Source organism: Novosphingobium flavum, assembly GCF_014230315.1.
Taxonomy (GTDB): domain Bacteria; phylum Pseudomonadota; class Alphaproteobacteria; order Sphingomonadales; family Sphingomonadaceae; genus Novosphingobium; species Novosphingobium flavum.
This window is the reverse complement of record NZ_JACLAW010000003.1, coordinates 341,665-360,751: the sequence shown is the minus strand read 5'-3', so window position 1 is coordinate 360,751 and position 19,087 is coordinate 341,665. Positions and strand designations below refer to the sequence as shown.

The following is a 19,087-nucleotide window of genomic DNA, read 5'->3' as shown; positions in this document are numbered from 1 at the left end:
GCACGAACGATCGGTCGCCGCTGGAGACTACAAGTTCCTCTTTCCAGCGAGGTTGAAAGTCGAAGGTGCGCGTCGGCATTGTTCGAGATTAGGTCCGGCCATGACACAAGGCAAGGTTCGCTTCCCCTAACTTTCCTGCCATTTTCGCGCTGCCGTTGCATCATCGATAGCCGTCGCCCCGGACTTGATCCGGGGCCCCGCTGCCTTTTCGCGACTGTGCTGCGAAAAAGCGGGATCCCGGATCAAGTCCGGGATGACGGGAATGGGGCAATGGCCGCAAGCCCAACATTGCTGTGGTCCGGCGACGGGCAAAGATTGTCCGACGCGGGCCTGTTCATTCAGGACTGCAAACGTCGGTCCGGCCTAGCCTTCGCCATAAAGCGCCAGCGCGGCTTCGGCGCGCAGGGCAAGCACCGGACTGTCGGGCCAGAGGCGGACCAGTGGGAGGTCGATGCCGGCCAGCACCGTCCGCTCGGCCTCTTCGATGTAGCGCGGCGCCTCCGGATCGAGCCGCAGGACCAGCGCGACCGGGATTCCCGATACCGTCTGGCGGTGGACCAGCCCGACGTTGCGCACCTCGATCAGCCCGGTGATGTTGGGCGGGTTGGAGGCGAGGAGGTGGGTGCCCTTGGTGGCAAGGGCCACCCCGTCGTCGCCGATCAAGACGGCGCCGCGGTCGATCAGGGCGAGGGCGAGGCTCGACTTGCCGGTGCCCGCTTCGCCTTCGATCAGGATCGCGCGTTCGCCGATCGCCACGGCGCTGGCAATGTGCAGAAGAGTCATGGTGCCTCCGGCAGGTCTATCACGAGGCAGGCGCCGGGCTTGCCGTCGTCGCGGTCGCAGGCCGCAAGGGTGCCGTCGTGGGCGGTCACGATGGTGCGGGCGATGGCGAGGCCGAGGCCCGAATGGCTGCCGAAGTCCTCGCCCTCCGGCCGGTCTGAGTGGAAACGCTCGAACACCTTCTCGCGTGCCTCCTCGGGAATGCCCGGGCCCTCGTCGCTCACCGCGATCCGCACCCGGCCTTCCCGGTGCCCGATGGCGAGAGTGATCTCGCCTCCGTCGGGCGAGAAGGATACCGCATTATCGAGCAGGTTGACCAGCACCCGTTCGAGCCGCGCGGCATCGCCCGCCACGCGCATCCTGCCCTTGCCCTTGCGCAGGGTGATGCGCCGCGTGCCGTCGCTGCCGCGTTCGGCCCGCGCGGCGACGAGCGCCTCGGCCAGCTTGGCCATGTCGACCGGCTCGAACCGGGTGCGGGTGAGTTCTGCGTCGATCCGGCTGGCGTCGGCGATCTCGGTCACGAGCCGGTCGATCCGGCGCACGTCGTGCGCGGCGATCCGGATCAGTTCCTTGCGCAGGGCCGGATCGTCGACATGGCCCAAGGTCTCGACCGCGCTGCGCAGCGAAGCGAGCGGGTTCTTGATCTCGTGCGCCACGTCGGCGGCGAAGGTTTCCACTGCGTCGATCCGCTGGCGCAGGGTCGTCGCCATGTCGGAAATGGCGCGGGCGAGCAGGCCGATCTCGTCGCCGCGTTCGGGCAGGCGGGGCACCACCACTTCGCGCTCGCGGCCCGAGCGCACCCGCGTCGCGGCGCGGACCAGCGCCTGAAGCGGCTGGATGATGGTGCGGGCGAGGAACAGGGAGAGCTGGATCGAGATGGCGAGCGCGACGCCGACGATGATCGCCAGCGTTTGCCGCGCGGCGCGCACCTTGTCGACGATGTCGCGCGCATTGCGGGTGGTGAGCAGGATCTCGCCGCGCTCGCCGTAGGGCACGGCGGAGGAAATCACCGGGGTGCGGTCTGGCGCGAGGCGCTGGCGCACGGCGGCCTCTCCGGTGCCGCGCGCCTCGCGGATCTCGGGCCAGGCATCGGCCGTGGCGATGGCGGGCTCGACATAGTCGGGCACGGGCGGCGCGCCGACCAGCCGGTCCATCGCCGTGTCGATGCCGCGCGCCATGCGCATGGTCCACGGCTCGCCCGAGGGATCGACCAGGCGAAAACCCGGCTCGTCGGCGATCTGGAACGAATCCGCGATCAGCCGGCCCTTGGCGTCATAGAGCCTGAGGCGCAGCGATTGCTCGCTGCCGATCCGGGCGAGCAGGGGCTTGCGCTCGGTGCGCGGGGTTTCGGCGAGCGCGTCGGCGATGATCAGGGCCTCGGAGCGGGCCAGCTTGAAGCGCTCGGCGATCAGCTGCTTGCGGTAGGAATCGAGGTAGATCACGCTCGCCCCCATCAGGCTGAGCACGACGAGGTTCACCGCGAGGATGCGCGCGGTCAGCGAAAAGCGCCGCGTCCAGAACAGCGGCCCGGGGGCGGACTGCGCTTCCGGGTCGTCAGCTTTCCGCAAAGGAATAGCCCGCGCCATAGAGCGTATCGATCGCCGCGAATGTGGGGTCGACCTCGCGGAACTTGCGCCGCAGCCGCTTGATGTGGCTGTCGATCGTGCGGTCGTCGACGAAGACGTCGTCGCTGTAGGCCGCGTCCATCAGCTGGTTGCGGCTTTTAACCACGCCCGGCCGCCCGGCCAGCGCCTCGAGGATCAGGAACTCGGTGACCGTCAGGGCCACCGGCTTGTCGTCCCAGGTGACGAGGTGGCGCGGCGGGTCCATCACCAGCCGCCCCCGGCGCACCGGCTGGGGCAGTTCCTCCGCCTCGTCAGTGCCGTTTTCCGGGCGCGGACGGCGCAGTTCGGTGCGGCGCAGGATCGCCCGGATGCGGGCGACGAGGAGGCGCTGGCTGAACGGCTTGGCGATGTAGTCGTCGGCGCCCATGGCAAGGCCCAGCGCCTCGTCCGGTTCGCCGTCCTTCGAGGTGAGGAAGATCACCGGCATGTCGGATTGCGCGCGCAGCCGCTGCAGCAATTCGAGCCCGTCCATGCGCGGCATCTTGATGTCGAAGATCGCAAGATCCGGCGGGTTTTCCAGCAGGGCCTTGAGCGCGGCCTGACCATCGGCATAGACCCGCGTGGCAAAGCCCTCCGCCTGCAGGGCGATCGAGACGGTGGTGAGGATGTTGCGGTCATCGTCGACCAGCGCGATGACCTGCTGCGGGCCTGCCGGATCGGGTTCATGCTCTGCTGCAGGGGCCATGATGCGCTATAGAAGGCCAAATCGGCTTCGCGGCAAGGGGCCTTGTCGGCGGGCGCCAGTGTGCTGCGGCCACCGAAATTGCAGCATCGGCGGCGCGCAAAGCGCCCTCCGGTCGCGTTTTTGCCACACCATCAGAGCTTTTTGTTGATTGGGATCGGTCCCATCGTTCTTGCCCGTTTGACGCGTCGCCAAGGCTCGACTATTCGCCGCTTCGATTCTCGCATACCTATGCATACGCAGGTTTTCCGGGCCAAACCGAAACTGCAGCCTTCCTTGGGAGATGATACTTGACCGCAGCATCGCTTTCTTTCCCGCTTGAAAACCAGGGCATCACCACCAGCGCCACCATCTTCGCCAACCTCGGCACGGCGCCGCTGGTGGAACACGCGTTGCAGCGCGGCGAGGGGCAGCTGACCAAGGACGGGGCCCTGCTCGTCGACACCGGCAAGTTCACCGGCCGCAGTGTGAAGGACAAGTTCATCGTCCGCGACGCCGCGACCGAAAGCACGGTCAACTGGGGCAAGATCAACCAGTCGATGGCGGTGGAGCACTGGGCCAACCTCAAGGCCGATTTCCTCGAGGCGCTCAAGGATCAGGACGAGCTGTACGTCGCCGACCTGTTCGGCGGCAGCCAGCCGGAATACCGCCTCAACGTGCGGGTGATCACCCAGAAGGCCTGGCACAGCCTGTTCGTTCGCACCCTGTTCGTGCGCCCCACGGCTGAAGAACTCGCCGCCTTCGCCCCCGAATACACCATCATCAACCTGCCCAGCTTCAAGGCGAATCCGGAACGCCACGGCTGCCGCAGCGACACGGTGATCGCGGTCAACTTCACCGAGAAGATGATCCTGATCGGCAACACCGAATATTCGGGCGAAATGAAGAAGGGCGTGTTCGGCCTGCTCAACTTCCTGCTCCCCGCCCAGGGCGTGATGCCGATGCACTGTTCGGCCAACATCGGCGCCGACGGCACCAGCGCCATCTTCTTCGGCCTGTCGGGCACCGGCAAGACCACGCTTTCGGCCGACGCCAGCCGCACCCTGATCGGCGATGACGAGCATGGCTGGTCGGACACCGCCGTGTTCAACTTCGAAGGCGGCTGCTACGCCAAGATGATCAACCTCTCGGCCGAGGGCGAGCCCGAGATCTACGCCACGACCAAGATGTTTGGCACGATCCTCGAGAACGTGGCGATGGACCCGGAAACCCGCGAGCTGGACTTCACCGATGCCAGCAAGACGGAAAACACCCGCGGCGCCTATCCGATCGAGTTCATCCCCAACACCAGCGAGAAGAACCTCGGGCCCCCGCCGTCGAACATCATCCTGCTGACCGCCGACGCGTTCGGCGTGCTGCCTCCGATCGCGCGGCTGACCCCGGAACAGGCGATGTACCACTTCCTGTCGGGTTACACCGCCAAGGTCGCGGGCACGGAAATCGGCGTGACCGAGCCGGAAGCCACCTTCTCGACCTGCTTCGGCGCCGCTTTCATGCCGCGCCACCCCTCGGTCTATGGCAACCTGCTCAAGGAGCGGATCGCCAAGGGCGGCGCGCAGTGCTGGCTGGTCAACACCGGCTGGTCGGGCGGCAAGGCCACCCAGCCGGGGATCAAGCGCATGCCGATCAAGGCCACCCGCGCCCTGCTCAACGCCGCGCTCGACGGCAGCCTGAACGACGTCGAATTCCGCAAGGACCCGAATTTCGGGTTCGAGGTTCCCACCGCGGTCCCCGGCGTCGACTCCAAGCTGCTCGACGCGCGCGGTTCCTGGGCTGACCAGGAAGAATACGACCGCACCGCGCTCGACCTGGTGAAGGCCTTCGTCGAGAACTTCGCCCAGTTCGAGGAACATGTCGACGCGGCGGTCCTCGAGTCCGCTCCGGGCGTTGCCGTCGCCGCCTGATCGATCAGAACAGCGAGAGGGAGCCCTCGCCGCGCAAGCGGCGGGGGCTTTCGCTTTTTGGGGGGCGCCTTTCTGACGCGGAATTAACTTGGCGCCCGCCCGGGGGGCGCCCATCATCGGCAGGTCCATTCCAAGGGAGTTTCCCGCGATGAGCGTGTTCGATTCGATCCTCAGCCAGATCAGCAGCAACGTTGACATCGAGAATCTTGCCAACAAGGTGGGCCTTGATCCCTCCACGGCGGAAAAGGCGATCGCGGCGCTTTCCGCCGCTCACGCCGCGCCGGGCGATACGGTGGATACCGCGGCCGAGAAGACCGGGCTCGATGCCTCGGTGCTCAGCCAGATCGTCAGCCATATCGGCGGCGAAGGCTCGCTCGGCGAATTCGCGCGGATGCTGTCGGAGCATCCCCAGGCATCGAGCCTGCTCGGCATGCTCGACAAGGATGGCGACGGCAATCCGATCAACGATCTCACTGGCCTCGCCAAGGGCCTGTTCGGCAGCTGAATCCGGCGCTAGGGCGGGGCGATGCAAGACATTGCCCTGTCCCTCGCCGTCCTCATGATCTTCGCGCTCCCGGCCGGAGCATGGGCGCTGCACAAGCGCGGCGGCGCACGCAAGCAGGTGCTGTTGATGCTGCTCCTCGCGGTGATCCTTGCCGCCAATGTCGCGATCTGGGTGATCCCGACGAACAATGGCGCGACGCTGGCGGGGCAGGAGCCGCGCTGATCTTTCGGAAAAGTTGAGGCAGTCGAATCCGGGGTCAAGGGCCCCGGACCCCGAAATGTCTCCCGGCGACAGGGCAATGCGCGAGGCACCCCCACGCGCGGACTTAGCGCCGGAAGACGTCATGGGGTGCAGGGGTGTTAACCCCTGCATGAACCCTTGTTCTCAAATACTTTGATTCCGGTCGCGGAATCGGCCGTATCAGCGGATCGGACAATCCGGGCTGAGGCGGAAGTCGAGATACTTGTCGACCGAGAGCATCATGTCGTCGAGTTCGTTCTCGAAGAAGTGATTGGCGCGCGGGATCTCGTCGTGATGGATCGTGATGTGCTTCTGGGTGCGCAGTTTGTCGACCAGCTTCTGCACCGAGTTCGGCGTGACCACGGTATCGCCGGCGCCTTGGACGATGATGCCCGAGGAGGGGCAGGGGGCGAGGAAGCTGAAATCGTACATGTTGGCCGGGGGCGCGACCGAGATGAAGCCGCGGATTTCCGGGCGGCGCATCAGCAACTGCATGCCGATCAGCGCGCCGAACGAATAGCCCGCGATCCAGGTCGTGGTCGCTTCGGGGTGGATCGACTGCACCCAGTCGAGCGCGGCGGCGGCATCGGACAGTTCGCCGATCCCGTTGTCGAACGAGCCCTGGCTGCGGCCCACGCCGCGGAAGTTGAAGCGCAGCGTGGCAAAGCCGCGCGCCACGAAGGTCTTGTACAGGTTCATCGTGATGCGATCGTTCATCGTCCCGCCCGCCTGGGGGTGGGGATGCAGGATCATGGCCACGGGCGCGCGGGGGCGGGTGGCGGGCTGGAAACGCCCTTCGAGACGACCTTCGGGACCGGGGAAGATGACGGCTGGCATGTCTGCGCTTTACCTGCTCTAGAGGTCTGCTCCTCCTGCGGCTGCCGGTGAATTCCGCTGCCGGGCCGGGAGGGGCTGTGATCGGGAGATGTGCGCTATATAGAAACCGCGCACCCGAAAGCAATGATTACGAAAATCCGCCCGGAACCCAAGTCGCCGCCGATGCTGCCAGACCCGCTCTATCTCGATCACGCCGCCACCACGCCGCTGCTGCCCGCCGCGCGCGAGGCCATGGCCGAAGGCTTCGCGCTCTGGGCCAATCCATCGAGCCCGCATGGGCCGGGGCGGGCTGCCCGCGCCGCGCTGGAACAGGCCCGGGCCGAGATGAAGGCCCTGCTCGGCTGGGGCGGCGAGGTGGTCTTCACCTCGGGCGCGAGTGAGGCGCTGATGCTCGCCATCACCCGCAGCAAGGCGCCACTCGTCGCCGTCTCGGCGGTCGAGCACGATGCCGTCCTGCGCCATGCCGCGCGGGCGGAGCGTCTGCCGGTCGGCGGGGAGGGGCGGGTCGATCCGGCCTCGGCCGCGCTGGCGGGGCTTGTCGCGGTCCAGCAGGTCAACAGCGAGACCGGGGTGATCCAGCCGCTCGCCGAAGTGGCCGCGCAGGTTCGGGCCGCCGGCGGCGCGCTGCTGGCCGACTGCGCGCAGGGCGTCGGCAAGCTGGCCCTGCCGGAGGCTGACCTCATCGCCCTTTCCGCCCACAAGTTCGGCGGCCCGATCGGCATCGGCGCCCTACTGGTGCGCGACTGGGCCCTGCTCGAACCGACGGGGGGGCAGGAGCGCGGCTATCGCGGCGGCACGGAGAACCTGCCGGGCGCCCTCGCCATGGTTGCCGCGCTGCGCGAAGGGCCGGGCTGGCTGGCGGAAGCGGCGCGCCTGCGGGCCCGGATCGACGGGGCGATCACGGCGGCGGGGGGCGAGGTCGTCGCGGCCGGGGCAGGGCGCCTGCCCGCGATCGGCGCTTACCGGATGCCCGGCCGCTCGGCCAATGCTCAGTTGATCCGCTTCGATGCCATGGGCATCGCCATTTCGGCGGGCAGTGCCTGCTCCTCCGGTTCGCTCAAGCCGAGCCACGTGCTCACGGCCATGGGCGCGGCGGGCGCGGGCGAGGTGATCCGTGTCTCGCTCGGGCGGGAAACGACCCTGGCCGAGGTGGACCGCTTCATCGCCGCGTGGCAGGAGATGGCGCGATGATCTATCTCGACTATCAGGCCACGACCCCGCTCGCCCCCGAAGCGCGCGAGGCGATGATGACATGGCTGGCGGGCCCCGAAAGCTCGGGCTTCGCCAATCCTCACAGCCCGCACCGCCCGGGGCGGATCGCCGCCGCTGCGATCGAGATCGCGCGCGATCAGGTTGCCGCGTTGTTTCCGCCCGGCGGCCGGGTGATCTTCACCAGCGGGGCGACCGAGGCGCTCAACCTCGCCATCGTCGGCTCCGGCGCGAAGGCGATCGCCGCCAGCGCGATCGAGCATTCCGCCGTGATCGAGACCGCCCAGTATGCGGCAGATGCGTTCAGCATCGTTCCGGTCGATGGCGAGGGGCTGGTCGATCCCGCGGTCGCCCTGCCGGACCGGTTCGACCTGCTTGCGGTCATGCACGTGAACAACGAGATCGGAACGGTCCAGCCGATCAACCAGCTGGCGGCGCGCGCGAAGGAAAAGGGCGCGTTGATGCTGTGCGACGCGGTGCAGGGCGCGGGCAAGTTCGCGCCGCCCGAGGGCGCGGACCTGATCGCGGCCACGGCCCACAAGATCTATGGCCCGAAGGGCATCGGCTGCCTGTGGGTGCGCGACGGGGTGGACCTGAAGCCGATCATGCGCGGCGGGGGGCAGGAAGGCGGCCTGCGCTCGGGCACGCTCAGCCCGGCGCTCTGCGTTGGCTTCGGGATTGCCGCCAGGCTGATGGTGGAGCGGCGCGAGCGGGACACCGCCCAGGCCGACGAACTGTTTGCCGCCGCGTGCGCCGCCCTGCCGGGCTTCGTGCTCAACGGCAGCGCGGAAAAGCGCTGGCGCGGCAACCTCAACCTGCGGCGCGAGGGGCTCGACGTGGCGCGCCTGATGAGCGACCTGCGCGATATTGCCTTTTCGGCGGGCTCGGCCTGTGCCAGTGGTAAGGGCAAGCCCAGCCGCGTGCTCAGCGCGCTCGGGCTCAACGACAAGCAAGCGCGGACATCGATCCGCCTCGGCTTCGGCCGGTATTCGAGGATGGATGAAGTGGTCGGGGCGTGTGAGCGGATTGCCGCTGCCGCCGCGCAGCAATAGCATTCGCTTCGGAGTCTTCCTGCAGATGGTCTCGGTCCGCTTCATCACCGCCAAGGGCGAAAAGGTCGAAGTGGCGGCCGAGCCGGGCCAGCGCCTGCTGGAAGTGGCGCAGGGGGCCGGCATGCCGCTCGAAGGCACCTGCGAGGGGCAGATGGCCTGTTCGACCTGCCACGTGGTCGTGGCCGCCGAGTGGTTCGACAAGCTCAAGCCCGCGAGCGACGACGAGGACGACATGCTCGACCTTGCCGCGAACGTCACCCGTACCAGCCGCCTGTCGTGCCAGATCGAGCTGACCGAGGCGCTCGACGGGATCGAGGTGCGCATTCCCGCCGTCGCCAACGACATGCAGCGCCGGTAATCCATTCCGCCGGCCGCTTGGCTTGCCTCAATCTTCCAGGGCGGAAATCAGCGCCTGGGCAAAGGCGGGAATGTCATCCGGCTTGCGGCTGGTGATCAGGTTGCCGTCGATGATCACTTCCTCGTCGAACACCTGGGCCCCGGCATTTTCGAGATCGGTGCGGATCGAGGGCCAGCCGGTCACTGCCCGGCCATCGACGATGTCGGCCTCGACCAGCAGCCACGGGCCATGGCAGATCGCCGCGATCGGCTTTTCCGCCTCGTCGAAATCCTCGATCAGGCCAATCACCTCGTCGTTGAGGCGCAGGCTGTCGGGGTTCATCTGTCCGCCAGGCAGCATCAGGGCGTCGAAGTCCTCCTCGGCAACCTCGCCGAGCGCGGCGTCGACCTTCACGCTCTCGCCCCAGTCGGTGTGGTTCCAGCCCTTGATCGAGCCGGCCTTGGGGCTGGCGAGGACGGTCTCGATCCCGGCCGCTTCCAGCGCCTTCCTCGGCTCGATCAGTTCGGATTGCTCGAACCCGTCGGTAGCGAGGATCAGGACGCGCTTGGTCATTATCGTCTCCAGCGGGCGCAAATCGGCCCGGCTGCAAAATGAGCCGGGGAACAAGCCGGTTCCCGGTGTTTTCCTCGGCTCGTCGGCTTGCTAGGGCATGATGTCATGCCGACCAGTATCGATGCCGATCCCGATCCGTTCGACGCCATCGTCGATGCCCCGTTCGATTCGGCCCTGTCCGAACGCTACCTGGTCTATGCTCTTTCAACGATTACAGCGCGTTCGTTGCCAGACCTCAGGGATGGCCTGAAGCCGGTTCACCGCCGTCTGCTCTGGGCCATGCGTCAGTTGAAGCTCGATCCTACCGGCGCCTTCAAGAAATCGGCCCGCGTCGTCGGCGACGTGATCGGCAAGTATCACCCGCATGGCGACGCCTCGGTCTACGATGCGATGGTCCGCCTCGCGCAGGATTTCTCGCTGCGCTATCCGTTGGTCGAAGGGCAGGGCAATTTCGGCAATATCGACGGCGATAACGCCGCCGCCTACCGGTACACCGAAGCCCGCCTGACCAAGACCGCGATCCGCCTGATGGCCGGGCTGGACGAGGGCACGGTCGACTTTCAGCCGACCTACAACGGCGAGGAGGAAGAGCCCGAGATCTTCCCCGGCCTGTTCCCCAATCTCCTCGCCAATGGCGCCAGCGGCATCGCCGTGGGCATGGCAACCAACATTCCCAGCCACAACGTGGCCGAGATCGTCGATGCCACGCTGCTGCTGATCGACAATCCCCACGCCGAACATGCCCAGTTAATGGAGCTGTTCCAGGGGCCCGATTTCCCCACCGGCGGCGTGGTGGTCGATAGTCCGGCCGCCGTTTCCCACGCTTACGAGACCGGCAAGGGCACCCTGCGGGTGCGCGGCCGCTTCTCCACCGGGCGCGACGAGGCCGGGAACTGGGAAGAAACCGGGATCGAGAAGCTCGGCGGGGGCCAGTGGCAGCTGGTCATTTCCGAGATTCCCTACATGCTCCAGAAGGGCAAGCTGATCGAGCAGGTGGCCCAGGCCATCGCCGACAAGAAGCTGCCGATCCTCGAGGATATCCGCGACGAGAGCGACGAGCAGATCCGCATCGTCCTCATTCCCAAGAGCCGCAACGTCGATCCCGAGTTGCTGAAGGAATCGCTGTTCAAGCTGACTGACCTCGAAAGTCGGTTCGGTATCAACCTCAACGTACTGGATTCACACAGGACTCCGGGTGTTCTCGGGCTCAAGCTGCTGCTTCAGGAATGGGTGATCTCGCAGATCGACATCCTGATCCGCCGCAGCCGCCACCGGCTGGAAAAGATCGCCGCCCGGCTCGAACTGGTTTCGGGCTACATCATCGCCTACCTCAACCTCGACCGGATCATCGAGATCATCCGCACCGAGGACGAGCCCAAGCCGGTGATGATGGCCGAGTTCGAGCTGACCGACCGCCAGTCCGAGGCCATCCTCAACATGCGCCTGCGGTCCTTGCGCAAGCTGGAAGAGATGGAGCTGCGCAAGGAGCGCGAGGAGCTGCTGGCCGAGCAGGACGAGCTGAACAAGCTGCTTGAAAGCCCGGCCCGCCAGCGCACCCGGCTGAAGCGCGATCTGGCCGCCCTGCGCAAGGAATATGGCCCCGATACCGAACTCGGCCGCCGCCGCACCACCATCGCCGAAGCCGCGCCGACGCGCGAATTCAGCATGGACGCGATGATCGAGAAGGCCCCGGTCACGGTGATCCTCTCGGCCAAGGGCTGGATTCGCGGCGCCTCGGGCCACGATCCGCTGGACCGCGAGTACAAGTACAAGGAGGGCGACGGCCCGGCCTACGCGCTTCACGCCCAGACCACCGACAAGCTGCTGATCGCCTGCGACAATGGCCGCTTCTACACGCTGGGGGCCGACAAGCTGCCTTCCGCGCGCGGGTTTGGCGAGCCGATCCGCACCATGGTCGACATTGACGCCGACGCGCAGATCGTGGCGCTCGTCACCTATCGCGCCAAGGCCCAGCTCCTGCTCGCCTCCAACATCGGGCGCGGCTTCGTGGCCGAGGCGGACGAACTGCTGGCCGAAACCCGCAAGGGCCGGGGCGTGATGAGCACCAAGCCCGGCGTGAAACTTGCGGTGGTGCGGGAAATCCCGGCCGAGCACGATCACGTCGCCGTGGTCGGGGACAATCGCAAGCTCGTCCTGTTCAGCCTCGAGGAAATGCCCGTTCTCGCCAAGGGGCAGGGGGTTACCCTCCAGCGCTACCGCGACGGCGGCATGGCCGATGCGATCACGCTCAAGCTGGAAGAAGGGCTGAGCTGGAAGATGGGCGGCGAAACCGGCCGCACCCGCACCGAGGCCGACATGCGGCTGTGGAAGGTGGCGCGCGGGGCCGCCGGGCGGATGCCGCCCAACGGGTTCCCGCGCGACAACAAGTTCTAGGGTCAGGACCCTAGGCGAGTCTCCCGGCGCCGGGGCGTGCGCGACGCCTCGACTTCCATACCCCGGCGCCGGAAGCCTTATAGCGCTGCCGGAGCCGATGCTGCCGCCGGGGCCTGCTTGGCCACGGCCTCGTCGATTGCGGCCTTGGTGTTGCGCAGGGCCACGCCGTTGGCATCGGTGGTGAAGGCATCCTTCCTGAGCGAGAATTCGCCGCCCTCGCGCGCGATGGTGACCACGCCGTCAGCGCTGATCGCCTTGACCGAACCCATCGGCTGGCCATCGGAGGAGTGGACGGCGGCGCCCGCCACCAGCGCCGTATCGAGCGCGCCGGAAGCCTTTGCTTCGGCGGCTTCCACGGCGGCGTCGAGCTGGTCCTTGCTCATCGAGACGAGCAGGCCCTTGTCGTTCTTGCCGAAGGCGCTGGTGGGAAGCGCGGCGCTGTGCTTGCCGGTGTTGACGATGGCGCTGGCGCCCGAAATCTTTTCGACCGTGCCGACCACGTCGCCTTGCGGACCATAGACGGTGGCACCTGCGGTTACTGCCACCTGGGCCGTCTGGGCCAGCGCCGGACCCGCCGCGGCGAAGCTGAGGGCAACCAGAATGTGCTTGAAATTCATGCATCTGCTCCCGGCGGGGGATCCGCCTCTGGGCTCAGTGGGGCGCCGGAAAGATGAAGCCAGGATGAAGCGGGCGGCGAAAGGGGCGCCGGGCCGGGGTGGGCCGTGGCCTATGCGGGATTACTGGCCCGATCGCCCGCCTCCTGCGGATGGTGGGGCACGAGGATCAGGGTCTGTCCCTCGACCCGCCACGAGGCGAGGCGCGAGAGGAAGTTCATGCCGAGCACGCTGGTCCCCTCCATCCCCGGCGCGATCACCGCATCGAGGTCGCGCGCCAGCACGTTGCCGATCCGCACCTCGTGCAGCGTGGCGAGCTGGGCTGGAACGGTGCCGTTGGCCGTGCGCAGCAGCACCGGCTGGCGCATGGACTGGACCACGGCCCCGGCCTCGGCGGCAAGGCCCGGATCGATCGCGGTCAGGGTCGCCCCGGTATCGACGAGGAAGCGGTGGGGCACGCCGTTGACCCGCGCGCGAATCCAGAAATGGCCATCCTCGTCCATCGGCACGCGGGTCTCGGTCCCGCTCACCTCCTGCACCGGCATGCCGAGGCCGGGCAGCGACAGGTCCAGCCCCTGGTTGACCCGCGCGACTTGCAGCACGGTCAGCACCAGCGCGGCGAGCAGGCCGATATTGCCCAGCGCACGCACGAAATTGCCGAAGCGCGGCGAAAGGTGGCGCAGCGCGCCGCCCAGCAGGATCACCAGCATGGCGGCAAGAGCCAGCGCCAGCAGCGGCTGGCTCATCAGGTATTGGGGCAGGGGCGCCAGGTCCATCGTCGTTGACGCCTGTGGCATGGCGCGCCTTTACCCGGCCTGACCGGAGAGGACCTCGCCGAGCAGGGCCTGAACCCGCTCGGCGTCCGGAAAGCCCTCGGCGATCCACCGCGTCTCGACCGCGCGCAGCACCCGCGCCACTTCCGGCCCGGCGCCGATCCCGCGCGCCACGATGTCTCCGCCCTTGAGCGGAAGCACCGGCAAGTCCCAATCGCGCAGCGGGGCAATGTCCGCCCCTTCGATCAGCAGGCGGTCAAGCGCGCCTTCGCGCCCCAGCCGATAGGCCAGCGGCCGCGCATCGCCCGCCGCGCCATCCCGCGCGGCCGCCACGGCCAGCCGCTTCTTCTGCGCGCCGGACAGGCGAAACCGGCTCGCCACCTGCTCGGCCAGCGCCGGATCGGCCGGGAGCAGCGCGGCGAGGCGCCGCACCGCGTCGGGCTCGATGCCCTGGGCCTGTTCGGTAGTCACCAGCCGCGCCAGCGCCGCCGGATCGGCCTCGGGCAGGACCACGGCGAGCACGCCCAGTTCCGCCATCCGCGCCACGGTCGGCGCCGGATCGGCGAGGCCGAGCAGGTTGATCATCTCCATCCCGATCCGCTCGCGCGAAAGGCCCTTGAGCGTTGCCGCCAGCTCTGAACAGGATTCTTCTGCTTCAGGATCAGCGGGTTGTGAGCCAAACCTCGCCTGAAACCGGAAATAGCGCAGGATCCGCAAGTGATCCTCGCGGATGCGCTGGCGGGCATCGCCGATGAAGCGGACCCGCCGCGCGGCCAGATCGTCCAGCCCGCCGAAATAGTCGCTGATCGCGCCAGTGCCGGGCTGGGCATAGAGGGCGTTGATCGTGAAATCGCGCCGTGCCGCATCCTCGCGCCAGTCCTCGGCAAAGGCCACGGTGGCGCGGCGCCCGTCGGTCGAAACGTCATGGCGCAGGGTGGTGATCTCGACCGGGCCGTAGGGGAGGATCGCGGTCACCGTGCCATGCTCGATGCCGGTCGGCACGGTGCGTAGCCCGGCTGCGGCCAGCCGCTCGATCACTTGCTCAGGGCGCAGCACGGTCGCCACGTCCACGTCCTTGACGGGGATGCCAAGCAGGGTGTCGCGCACGGCGCCGCCCACGTAACGCGCGTTTTCGCCGCCCAGTGCCGCCATCAGCGCGACGAGATCCTCGCGCGCCGTCCAGTCGGCCGGGGGCAGCAGGGGCGGGAAGATGGCCTCAGTCATGCCAGCGCCACCGCCGGGAGAGGTTGACCAGCAGCCCTGCCGTGATCCCCCAGATCCGGTGCTCCTGCCAGGTGATCTCCCAGTAATTGACGGTCCGCCCTTCCCATTCGCGGCTGTGTTCGCGGTGGTTGGCGGGATCGAGCACGAAGTCGAGCGGAGCCTCGAACCAGCGGGCCACCTCGCTCGGGTTGGGATCGAGCGCGATGTCAGGCGGGATCATGCCGATCACCGGGGTGATCTCGTAACCCGAGCCGGTGCGATAGACGTCGCTCTCACCCACGATCCGCACCTGATCGGCGTGGATGCCCAGTTCCTCGTAAGCCTCGCGCAGCGCGGCATCGACCGGGCTTTCCCCGGCATCGATCTTGCCGCCGGGCAGGGCGACTTGGCCGGGATGGGCGCGCATGGTGGAAGGGCGGTGAATCAGCAGCAGGCCGGGTCGCTCGCGCTCGGTCACCGCCGCGAGCACGGCCGCCGGGCGCAGTTCTGCCCCCTCGGTCACGCGGGAATCGTGATGAATGGCCACGCCCTCGCGCGCATGGCCCGCGAGGTGGAGTTCGGACAGACGGGTGAACAGCGCGCTCATTGCGAGCCCGCGATGCCAGATCGGATCAGCGCCGCCAAGGCCCGAGTTCGCCCACGGCGGGCAGGACGGCCGGGTTGTCGCACCGCACCAGCAGGCGGTGCTTCTCGTAAGGGCCGGGCACGGTCCAGCCGCCGGTCTGCTCGGCGGAGAAGCCCCAGAAGCGGCCATAATATTCCGGATCGCCGATCATTACCTGCGGCAGCGGCGCGCGCGGGTCGAGCGCGGCTATCGCAGCGGTCATCAGCGCCTTGCCATAGCCGCCGCCCTGCTGGTCGGGCAGCACGGCCACGGGGCCGACCATGATCATCGGATGGGCCCGCCCGTTCGGATCGGTCAGGGCCACCGGCCAGCACTGGATCGTGCCGACCAGCAGGCCATCGTTATCGAGCGCGGCGAAAGACAGGCCGGGCAGCCAGTCCATCCCCTCGCGGATCTTGTAGGCGGTGCGGGTATGGCGGCCCGGCTCGAAGGCGCGATCGAGCAGTTCCTCGACCATGGCGGGATCGACCGCGTCGAGCGGAATGAGATTGGGGCCGGACATGAGGGCGCGCGGATAGGGCCAATGATCCCCCCGCGCAATGAATTACTGATTAGTGGGCTGGGTTCGGGGCGTGAGCCGCAGCAGGCGCCCGCCGGGCCCATCCTCCAGTATCCAGACCGAGCCGTCCGGGTGTTCGACGATTTCGCGCAGGCGCTGGCCAAAGTCGTGGCGCGTCACCTCGCGCGCCTTGTCGCCTTCGATGGCGACATCGACCAGGGCCCCGCTGGCGAGCCCGGCGATCAGGGCATGGCCCTGCCACCGGGGGAACATGGCCCCGCGATAGAAGATGAAGTCGCCCGGCGCGATCACCGGGTTCCAGGTGATCGCCGGCTGGGCAAGGTCGGGCCGGGTGCGGTTGCGCGGGATCGCCCGGCCGTCATAGTGATCGCCGTCCGAGACCAGCGGCCAGCCATAATTGAGCCCGGGCTTGACGAGGTTGAGTTCGTCTCCGCCCCGGGGCCCGTGCTCGAGGTCCCACAGCCGCCCGGCGGCATCGAACTTCAGCCCGAGCACGTTGCGGTGGCCATAGGACCAGATCTGCGCGCTCACCCCGCCCTTTGCGGCAAAGGGATTGCCGGGCGCGGGCGTGCCATCGGGCAGCAGGCGCACCACCTTGCCAAGGTTGGTGCCAAGGTCCTGCGCGGGGGTGAATTTCTGCCGCTCGCCCGAGGAAACGAACAGGAATTTCCCGTCCGGCGAAAAGGCGATGCGGTGGGAGAAATGTCCCTCGCCGGTCACCTTGCGGTCCTGCCGCCAGATCACGGTCAGCCCGTCCAGGCGGGGTGAGGGGCCCTGAACCAGCCGGGCCCGGCCCAGCGCCGCCCCGGCCGTGCCGTTCGGGCCGGGCTCGGCCCATGAGAGGTAAACGGTCCCGCTCGCGGCGAAGTCCGGCGCCAGCGCCACGTCGCCAAGCCCGCCCTGTCCGCCATAGGCTACCTTGGGCGCGCCGCTCACGGTCACGGTGCCGGCGCCCTTGCGCCACAGCTTGAGCGTGCCCGCCTTCTCGGTCACCAGCGCGCTGGCGCCGCCGGGGAGGAAGGCGAGCGCCCACGGTTCCTCGAACTTGCCCATTTCGGTGGTCTGGAAGGGGCGTGTCCCGTCATCCCCCGCCGCCGAAGCACCGCAACTTGCCAGCGCCAGCGCCAGCGGCAATACCAAGCTCTCACGAAAACCAGCCATAACGCCGAACATGCACCAGACCGACGCCATCGCCAATGCCCGCCTCATTGCAGGGGTCGATGAAGCCGGGCGCGGCCCGCTGGCGGGGCCGGTGGTCGCCGCCGCCGTGGTCCTGTGCAAGCCGCGCCCCGCCGGGCTCGACGATTCCAAGAAGCTCAAGGCATCCGACCGGGCGATCCTCGAGGAGCGGATCAAGCGCCGCTGCCACTGGGCGGTCGGCGTCGTCTCGCCCGAGGAGATCGACCGGCTCAACATCTTCGGTGCCACCATGCTGGCCATGACCCTCGCGGTCGAAGCCCTCTGCGCCAAGCTCGGCGCCGATCCGCACGAGGTGCTGGTCGACGGCAACCTCACGCCCCATGGACGGCGTGAGGAATGGCGCTGGCCGGCCCGGCCGATCGTGGGCGGCGATGCGACCCAGCCCTGCATCTCGGCCGCCTCGATCATCGCCAAGGAGCACCGCGACCGGATCATGCGCGCCCATGCGCTGGATCACCCGCATTACGGCTGGGAACGCAACGCCGGCTACGGCACGCCCGAGCATCTGGCCGCCCTGCGTGCGCACGGACCCACCCCGCTGCACCGCCGCTCCTTCGCCCCGGTGGCCCAGCTCGAACTGTTCTGATCGAACTTTTTTCACGGGCCGAGTCCGCCCGGCCACACCACCACATCTTGAGTCCTGCGCGAATCGCCAGACTCTACCCCTTGTGTGGGACTCGTTCTGTTCCGCTCCTCGCTTCACCCGAATCCCAAGGATTCCCGGCGAGTCGCGGCTTGACGGGGAGTCCCGGATGACTCAGATTCGGTCCTTTGGAATGGGGCAAAGGACACCAAATGGCCGAGCAGATGCTCAAGGAACGGACCGCGACGACGACGCGCGCCAAGGCGCGCGGCGCGGGCAAGGGCGAGGCCGAGGTCCGTCATCTCCTCCCGCTCGGCCAGATCATCTCGGGTGACTGCGTCGAGGCGATGCGCTCGCTGCCCACGGCCAGCGTCGACATGGTTTTCGCCGACCCGCCGTACAATCTCCAGCTGGGCGGCGACCTGAACCGGCCAGACGGCAGCCACGTCGATGCCGTGACCGACGACTGGGACAAGTTCGACAGCTTCGCCACTTATGACCAGTTCACCCGCGCCTGGCTGGCCGAGGCCCGCCGCGTGCTCAAGCCCAATGGCTCGATCTGGGTGATCGGCAGCTATCACAACATCTTCCGCGTCGGCGCGATCATGCAGGACATGGGCTTCTGGGTCCTGAACGACATCATCTGGCGCAAGGCCAACCCCATGCCCAATTTCAAGGGCACCCGTTTCACCAATGCCCATGAGACCCTGATCTGGGCGTCCATGGGAGAAAAGGCGAAGTACACCTTCAACTACCGCGCGATGAAGACCCTCAACGACGAGCTGCAGATGCGCTCGGACTGGGTCCTGCCGATCTGCTCGGGGCAGGAGCGGCTGAAGAAGGGCGGGGCCAAGGTCCACCCTACGCAGAAGCCCGAGGCTCTGCTCTACCGGGTCATGCTCGCCACGACCAACAAGGGCGACGTGGTGCTCGACCCGTTCTTCGGCACCGGCACGACCGGCGCGGTCGCCCGGCGCCTTGGCCGCGAATGGATCGGCTGCGAGCGTGAGAGCGCTTACCGCGAGGCCGCGCTCGAGCGGATCGAACTGGCCCTCCCGCTCGACGAGAGCGCGATCACCACGATGCAGAGCCCCAAGGCCGCGCCCAAGGTCGCCTTCGGCACGCTGATCGAAACCGGCTGGATCAAGCCCGGCACCATGGTGAGCGACAAGAAGGGGCGTTTTGCCGCCCAGGTCCGCGCCGATGGCTCACTCGCCTGCGCGGCGGACAGCGGCTCGATCCACTCGCTCGGGGCCAAGCTGCAGGGCGCGCCCTCGTGCAACGGCTGGTCGTTTTGGCACATTGAGCACGAAGGCCAGGTCAAGCCGCTCGACGACATCCGCCAGATGTACCTCCTGGCCACCGAACCGTGAGCCATTGCAATACCTCGTCTTTGCGAGCGCAGCGAAG

General features: G+C 67.8%; 20 protein-coding genes. 9 read left to right on the top strand and 11 right to left on the bottom strand.

The genetic code is table 11. From position 1 onward, the window contains the following. Positions 1 to 363: 363 nt before the first annotated feature. From H7F51_RS05850 to H7F51_RS05840, 3 genes are read right to left on the bottom strand one after another with little or no spacing between them, the layout of a single operon-like run. Positions 364 to 783 (bottom strand): HPr kinase/phosphorylase, encoded by a 420-nt coding sequence (locus H7F51_RS05850; RefSeq protein ID WP_185663271.1) that lies wholly within the window; start codon positions 781 to 783, stop codon positions 364 to 366. After that, entirely contained in the window at positions 780 to 2,366 is a 1,587-nt protein-coding gene (locus H7F51_RS05845; protein ID WP_185663270.1) for a sensor histidine kinase, read from the bottom strand. The genes H7F51_RS05850 and H7F51_RS05845 overlap by 4 nt, the downstream gene beginning before the upstream one ends. Continuing rightward, entirely contained in the window at positions 2,335 to 3,090 is a 756-nt protein-coding gene (locus tag H7F51_RS05840) for a response regulator transcription factor (RefSeq protein ID WP_185663269.1), read from the bottom strand. Before H7F51_RS05840 ends, H7F51_RS05845 begins: the two co-directional genes overlap by 32 nt. Before the next feature lie 287 nt (positions 3,091 to 3,377). On the opposite strand from H7F51_RS05840, the gene H7F51_RS05835 reads away from it, so the two are divergent. From H7F51_RS05835 to H7F51_RS05825, 3 genes are all read left to right on the top strand, one after another. Next, positions 3,378 to 4,991, top strand: a complete 1,614-nt coding sequence (locus tag H7F51_RS05835) for a phosphoenolpyruvate carboxykinase (protein WP_185663268.1) — start codon at positions 3,378 to 3,380, stop codon at positions 4,989 to 4,991. A gap of 148 nt (positions 4,992 to 5,139) precedes the next feature. Then, positions 5,140 to 5,496 carry a hypothetical protein gene (locus H7F51_RS05830; RefSeq protein WP_185663267.1) on the top strand — a complete coding sequence of 119 codons (357 nt, stop codon included), beginning with the start codon at positions 5,140 to 5,142 and terminating at the stop codon, positions 5,494 to 5,496. Between the two features lie 21 nt (positions 5,497 to 5,517). Further along, entirely contained in the window at positions 5,518 to 5,718 is a 201-nt protein-coding gene (locus H7F51_RS05825; RefSeq protein ID WP_185663266.1) for a hypothetical protein, read from the top strand. Positions 5,719 to 5,916: 198 nt separating this feature from the next. On the opposite strand, the gene H7F51_RS05820 is transcribed toward H7F51_RS05825, so the two are convergent. Further along, a complete protein-coding gene (locus H7F51_RS05820) occupies positions 5,917 to 6,573 on the bottom strand; it encodes an alpha/beta hydrolase (RefSeq protein ID WP_185663265.1) in 657 nt (218 codons plus the stop codon). 162 nt (positions 6,574 to 6,735) lie between these two features. Here H7F51_RS05820 and H7F51_RS05815 point away from each other — a divergent pair, with 162 nt between their 5' ends. From H7F51_RS05815 to H7F51_RS05805, 3 genes are read left to right on the top strand one after another with little or no spacing between them, the layout of a single operon-like run. Then, positions 6,736 to 7,764, top strand: coding sequence for a cysteine desulfurase family protein (locus tag H7F51_RS05815; protein ID WP_185663264.1), 1,029 nt, complete (start codon positions 6,736 to 6,738; stop codon positions 7,762 to 7,764). Next, positions 7,761 to 8,834 (top strand): cysteine desulfurase family protein, encoded by a 1,074-nt coding sequence (locus tag H7F51_RS05810; protein WP_185663263.1) that lies wholly within the window; start codon positions 7,761 to 7,763, stop codon positions 8,832 to 8,834. Before H7F51_RS05815 ends, H7F51_RS05810 begins: the two co-directional genes overlap by 4 nt. 25 nt (positions 8,835 to 8,859) lie before the next feature. After that, on the top strand, positions 8,860 to 9,192 hold the full coding sequence (locus tag H7F51_RS05805) for a 2Fe-2S iron-sulfur cluster-binding protein (RefSeq protein WP_185663308.1): 333 nt from the start codon (positions 8,860 to 8,862) through the stop codon (positions 9,190 to 9,192). Positions 9,193 to 9,219: 27 nt separating this feature from the next. Here the strand turns inward: H7F51_RS05805 and H7F51_RS05800 are convergent, their stop codons facing one another. Next, complete coding sequence (locus tag H7F51_RS05800; protein WP_185663262.1) at positions 9,220 to 9,744, bottom strand: type 1 glutamine amidotransferase domain-containing protein; 525 nt, start codon at positions 9,742 to 9,744, stop codon at positions 9,220 to 9,222. Between the two features lie 105 nt (positions 9,745 to 9,849). On the opposite strand from H7F51_RS05800, the gene parC reads away from it, so the two are divergent. Next, positions 9,850 to 12,138 (top strand): DNA topoisomerase IV subunit A, encoded by a 2,289-nt coding sequence (gene parC, locus H7F51_RS05795; protein ID WP_185663261.1) that lies wholly within the window; start codon positions 9,850 to 9,852, stop codon positions 12,136 to 12,138. A gap of 77 nt (positions 12,139 to 12,215) precedes the next feature. Here the strand turns inward: parC and H7F51_RS05790 are convergent, their stop codons facing one another. The 6 genes from H7F51_RS05790 to H7F51_RS05765 form a co-directional block, all read right to left on the bottom strand. Beyond that, a complete protein-coding gene (locus H7F51_RS05790; protein ID WP_185663260.1) occupies positions 12,216 to 12,755 on the bottom strand; it encodes a hypothetical protein in 540 nt (179 codons plus the stop codon). Between the two features lie 110 nt (positions 12,756 to 12,865). Further along, positions 12,866 to 13,528 carry a retropepsin-like aspartic protease family protein gene (locus tag H7F51_RS05785; protein ID WP_185663259.1) on the bottom strand — a complete coding sequence of 221 codons (663 nt, stop codon included), beginning with the start codon at positions 13,526 to 13,528 and terminating at the stop codon, positions 12,866 to 12,868. Positions 13,529 to 13,558: 30 nt separating this feature from the next. Further along, entirely contained in the window at positions 13,559 to 14,749 is a 1,191-nt protein-coding gene (locus H7F51_RS05780; protein ID WP_185663258.1) for a CCA tRNA nucleotidyltransferase, read from the bottom strand. Next, on the bottom strand, positions 14,742 to 15,335 hold the full coding sequence (locus tag H7F51_RS05775) for a CoA pyrophosphatase (protein WP_185663257.1): 594 nt from the start codon (positions 15,333 to 15,335) through the stop codon (positions 14,742 to 14,744). The genes H7F51_RS05780 and H7F51_RS05775 overlap by 8 nt, the downstream gene beginning before the upstream one ends. A 25-nt stretch (positions 15,336 to 15,360) precedes the next feature. Further along, positions 15,361 to 15,876 carry a GNAT family N-acetyltransferase gene (locus H7F51_RS05770; protein ID WP_185663256.1) on the bottom strand — a complete coding sequence of 172 codons (516 nt, stop codon included), beginning with the start codon at positions 15,874 to 15,876 and terminating at the stop codon, positions 15,361 to 15,363. A gap of 42 nt (positions 15,877 to 15,918) precedes the next feature. After that, a complete protein-coding gene (locus H7F51_RS05765; protein ID WP_185663255.1) occupies positions 15,919 to 17,055 on the bottom strand; it encodes a PQQ-dependent sugar dehydrogenase in 1,137 nt (378 codons plus the stop codon). Between the two features lie 10 nt (positions 17,056 to 17,065). Here H7F51_RS05765 and H7F51_RS05760 point away from each other — a divergent pair, with 10 nt between their 5' ends. Continuing rightward, on the top strand, positions 17,066 to 17,680 hold the full coding sequence (locus H7F51_RS05760; protein WP_185663254.1) for a ribonuclease HII: 615 nt from the start codon (positions 17,066 to 17,068) through the stop codon (positions 17,678 to 17,680). A 209-nt stretch (positions 17,681 to 17,889) separates the two neighbouring features. After that, positions 17,890 to 19,050: a site-specific DNA-methyltransferase gene (locus tag H7F51_RS05755; protein WP_281384415.1), complete on the top strand. Its 1,161-nt coding sequence runs from the start codon at positions 17,890 to 17,892 to the stop codon at positions 19,048 to 19,050. Positions 19,051 to 19,087 lie beyond the last annotated feature (37 nt).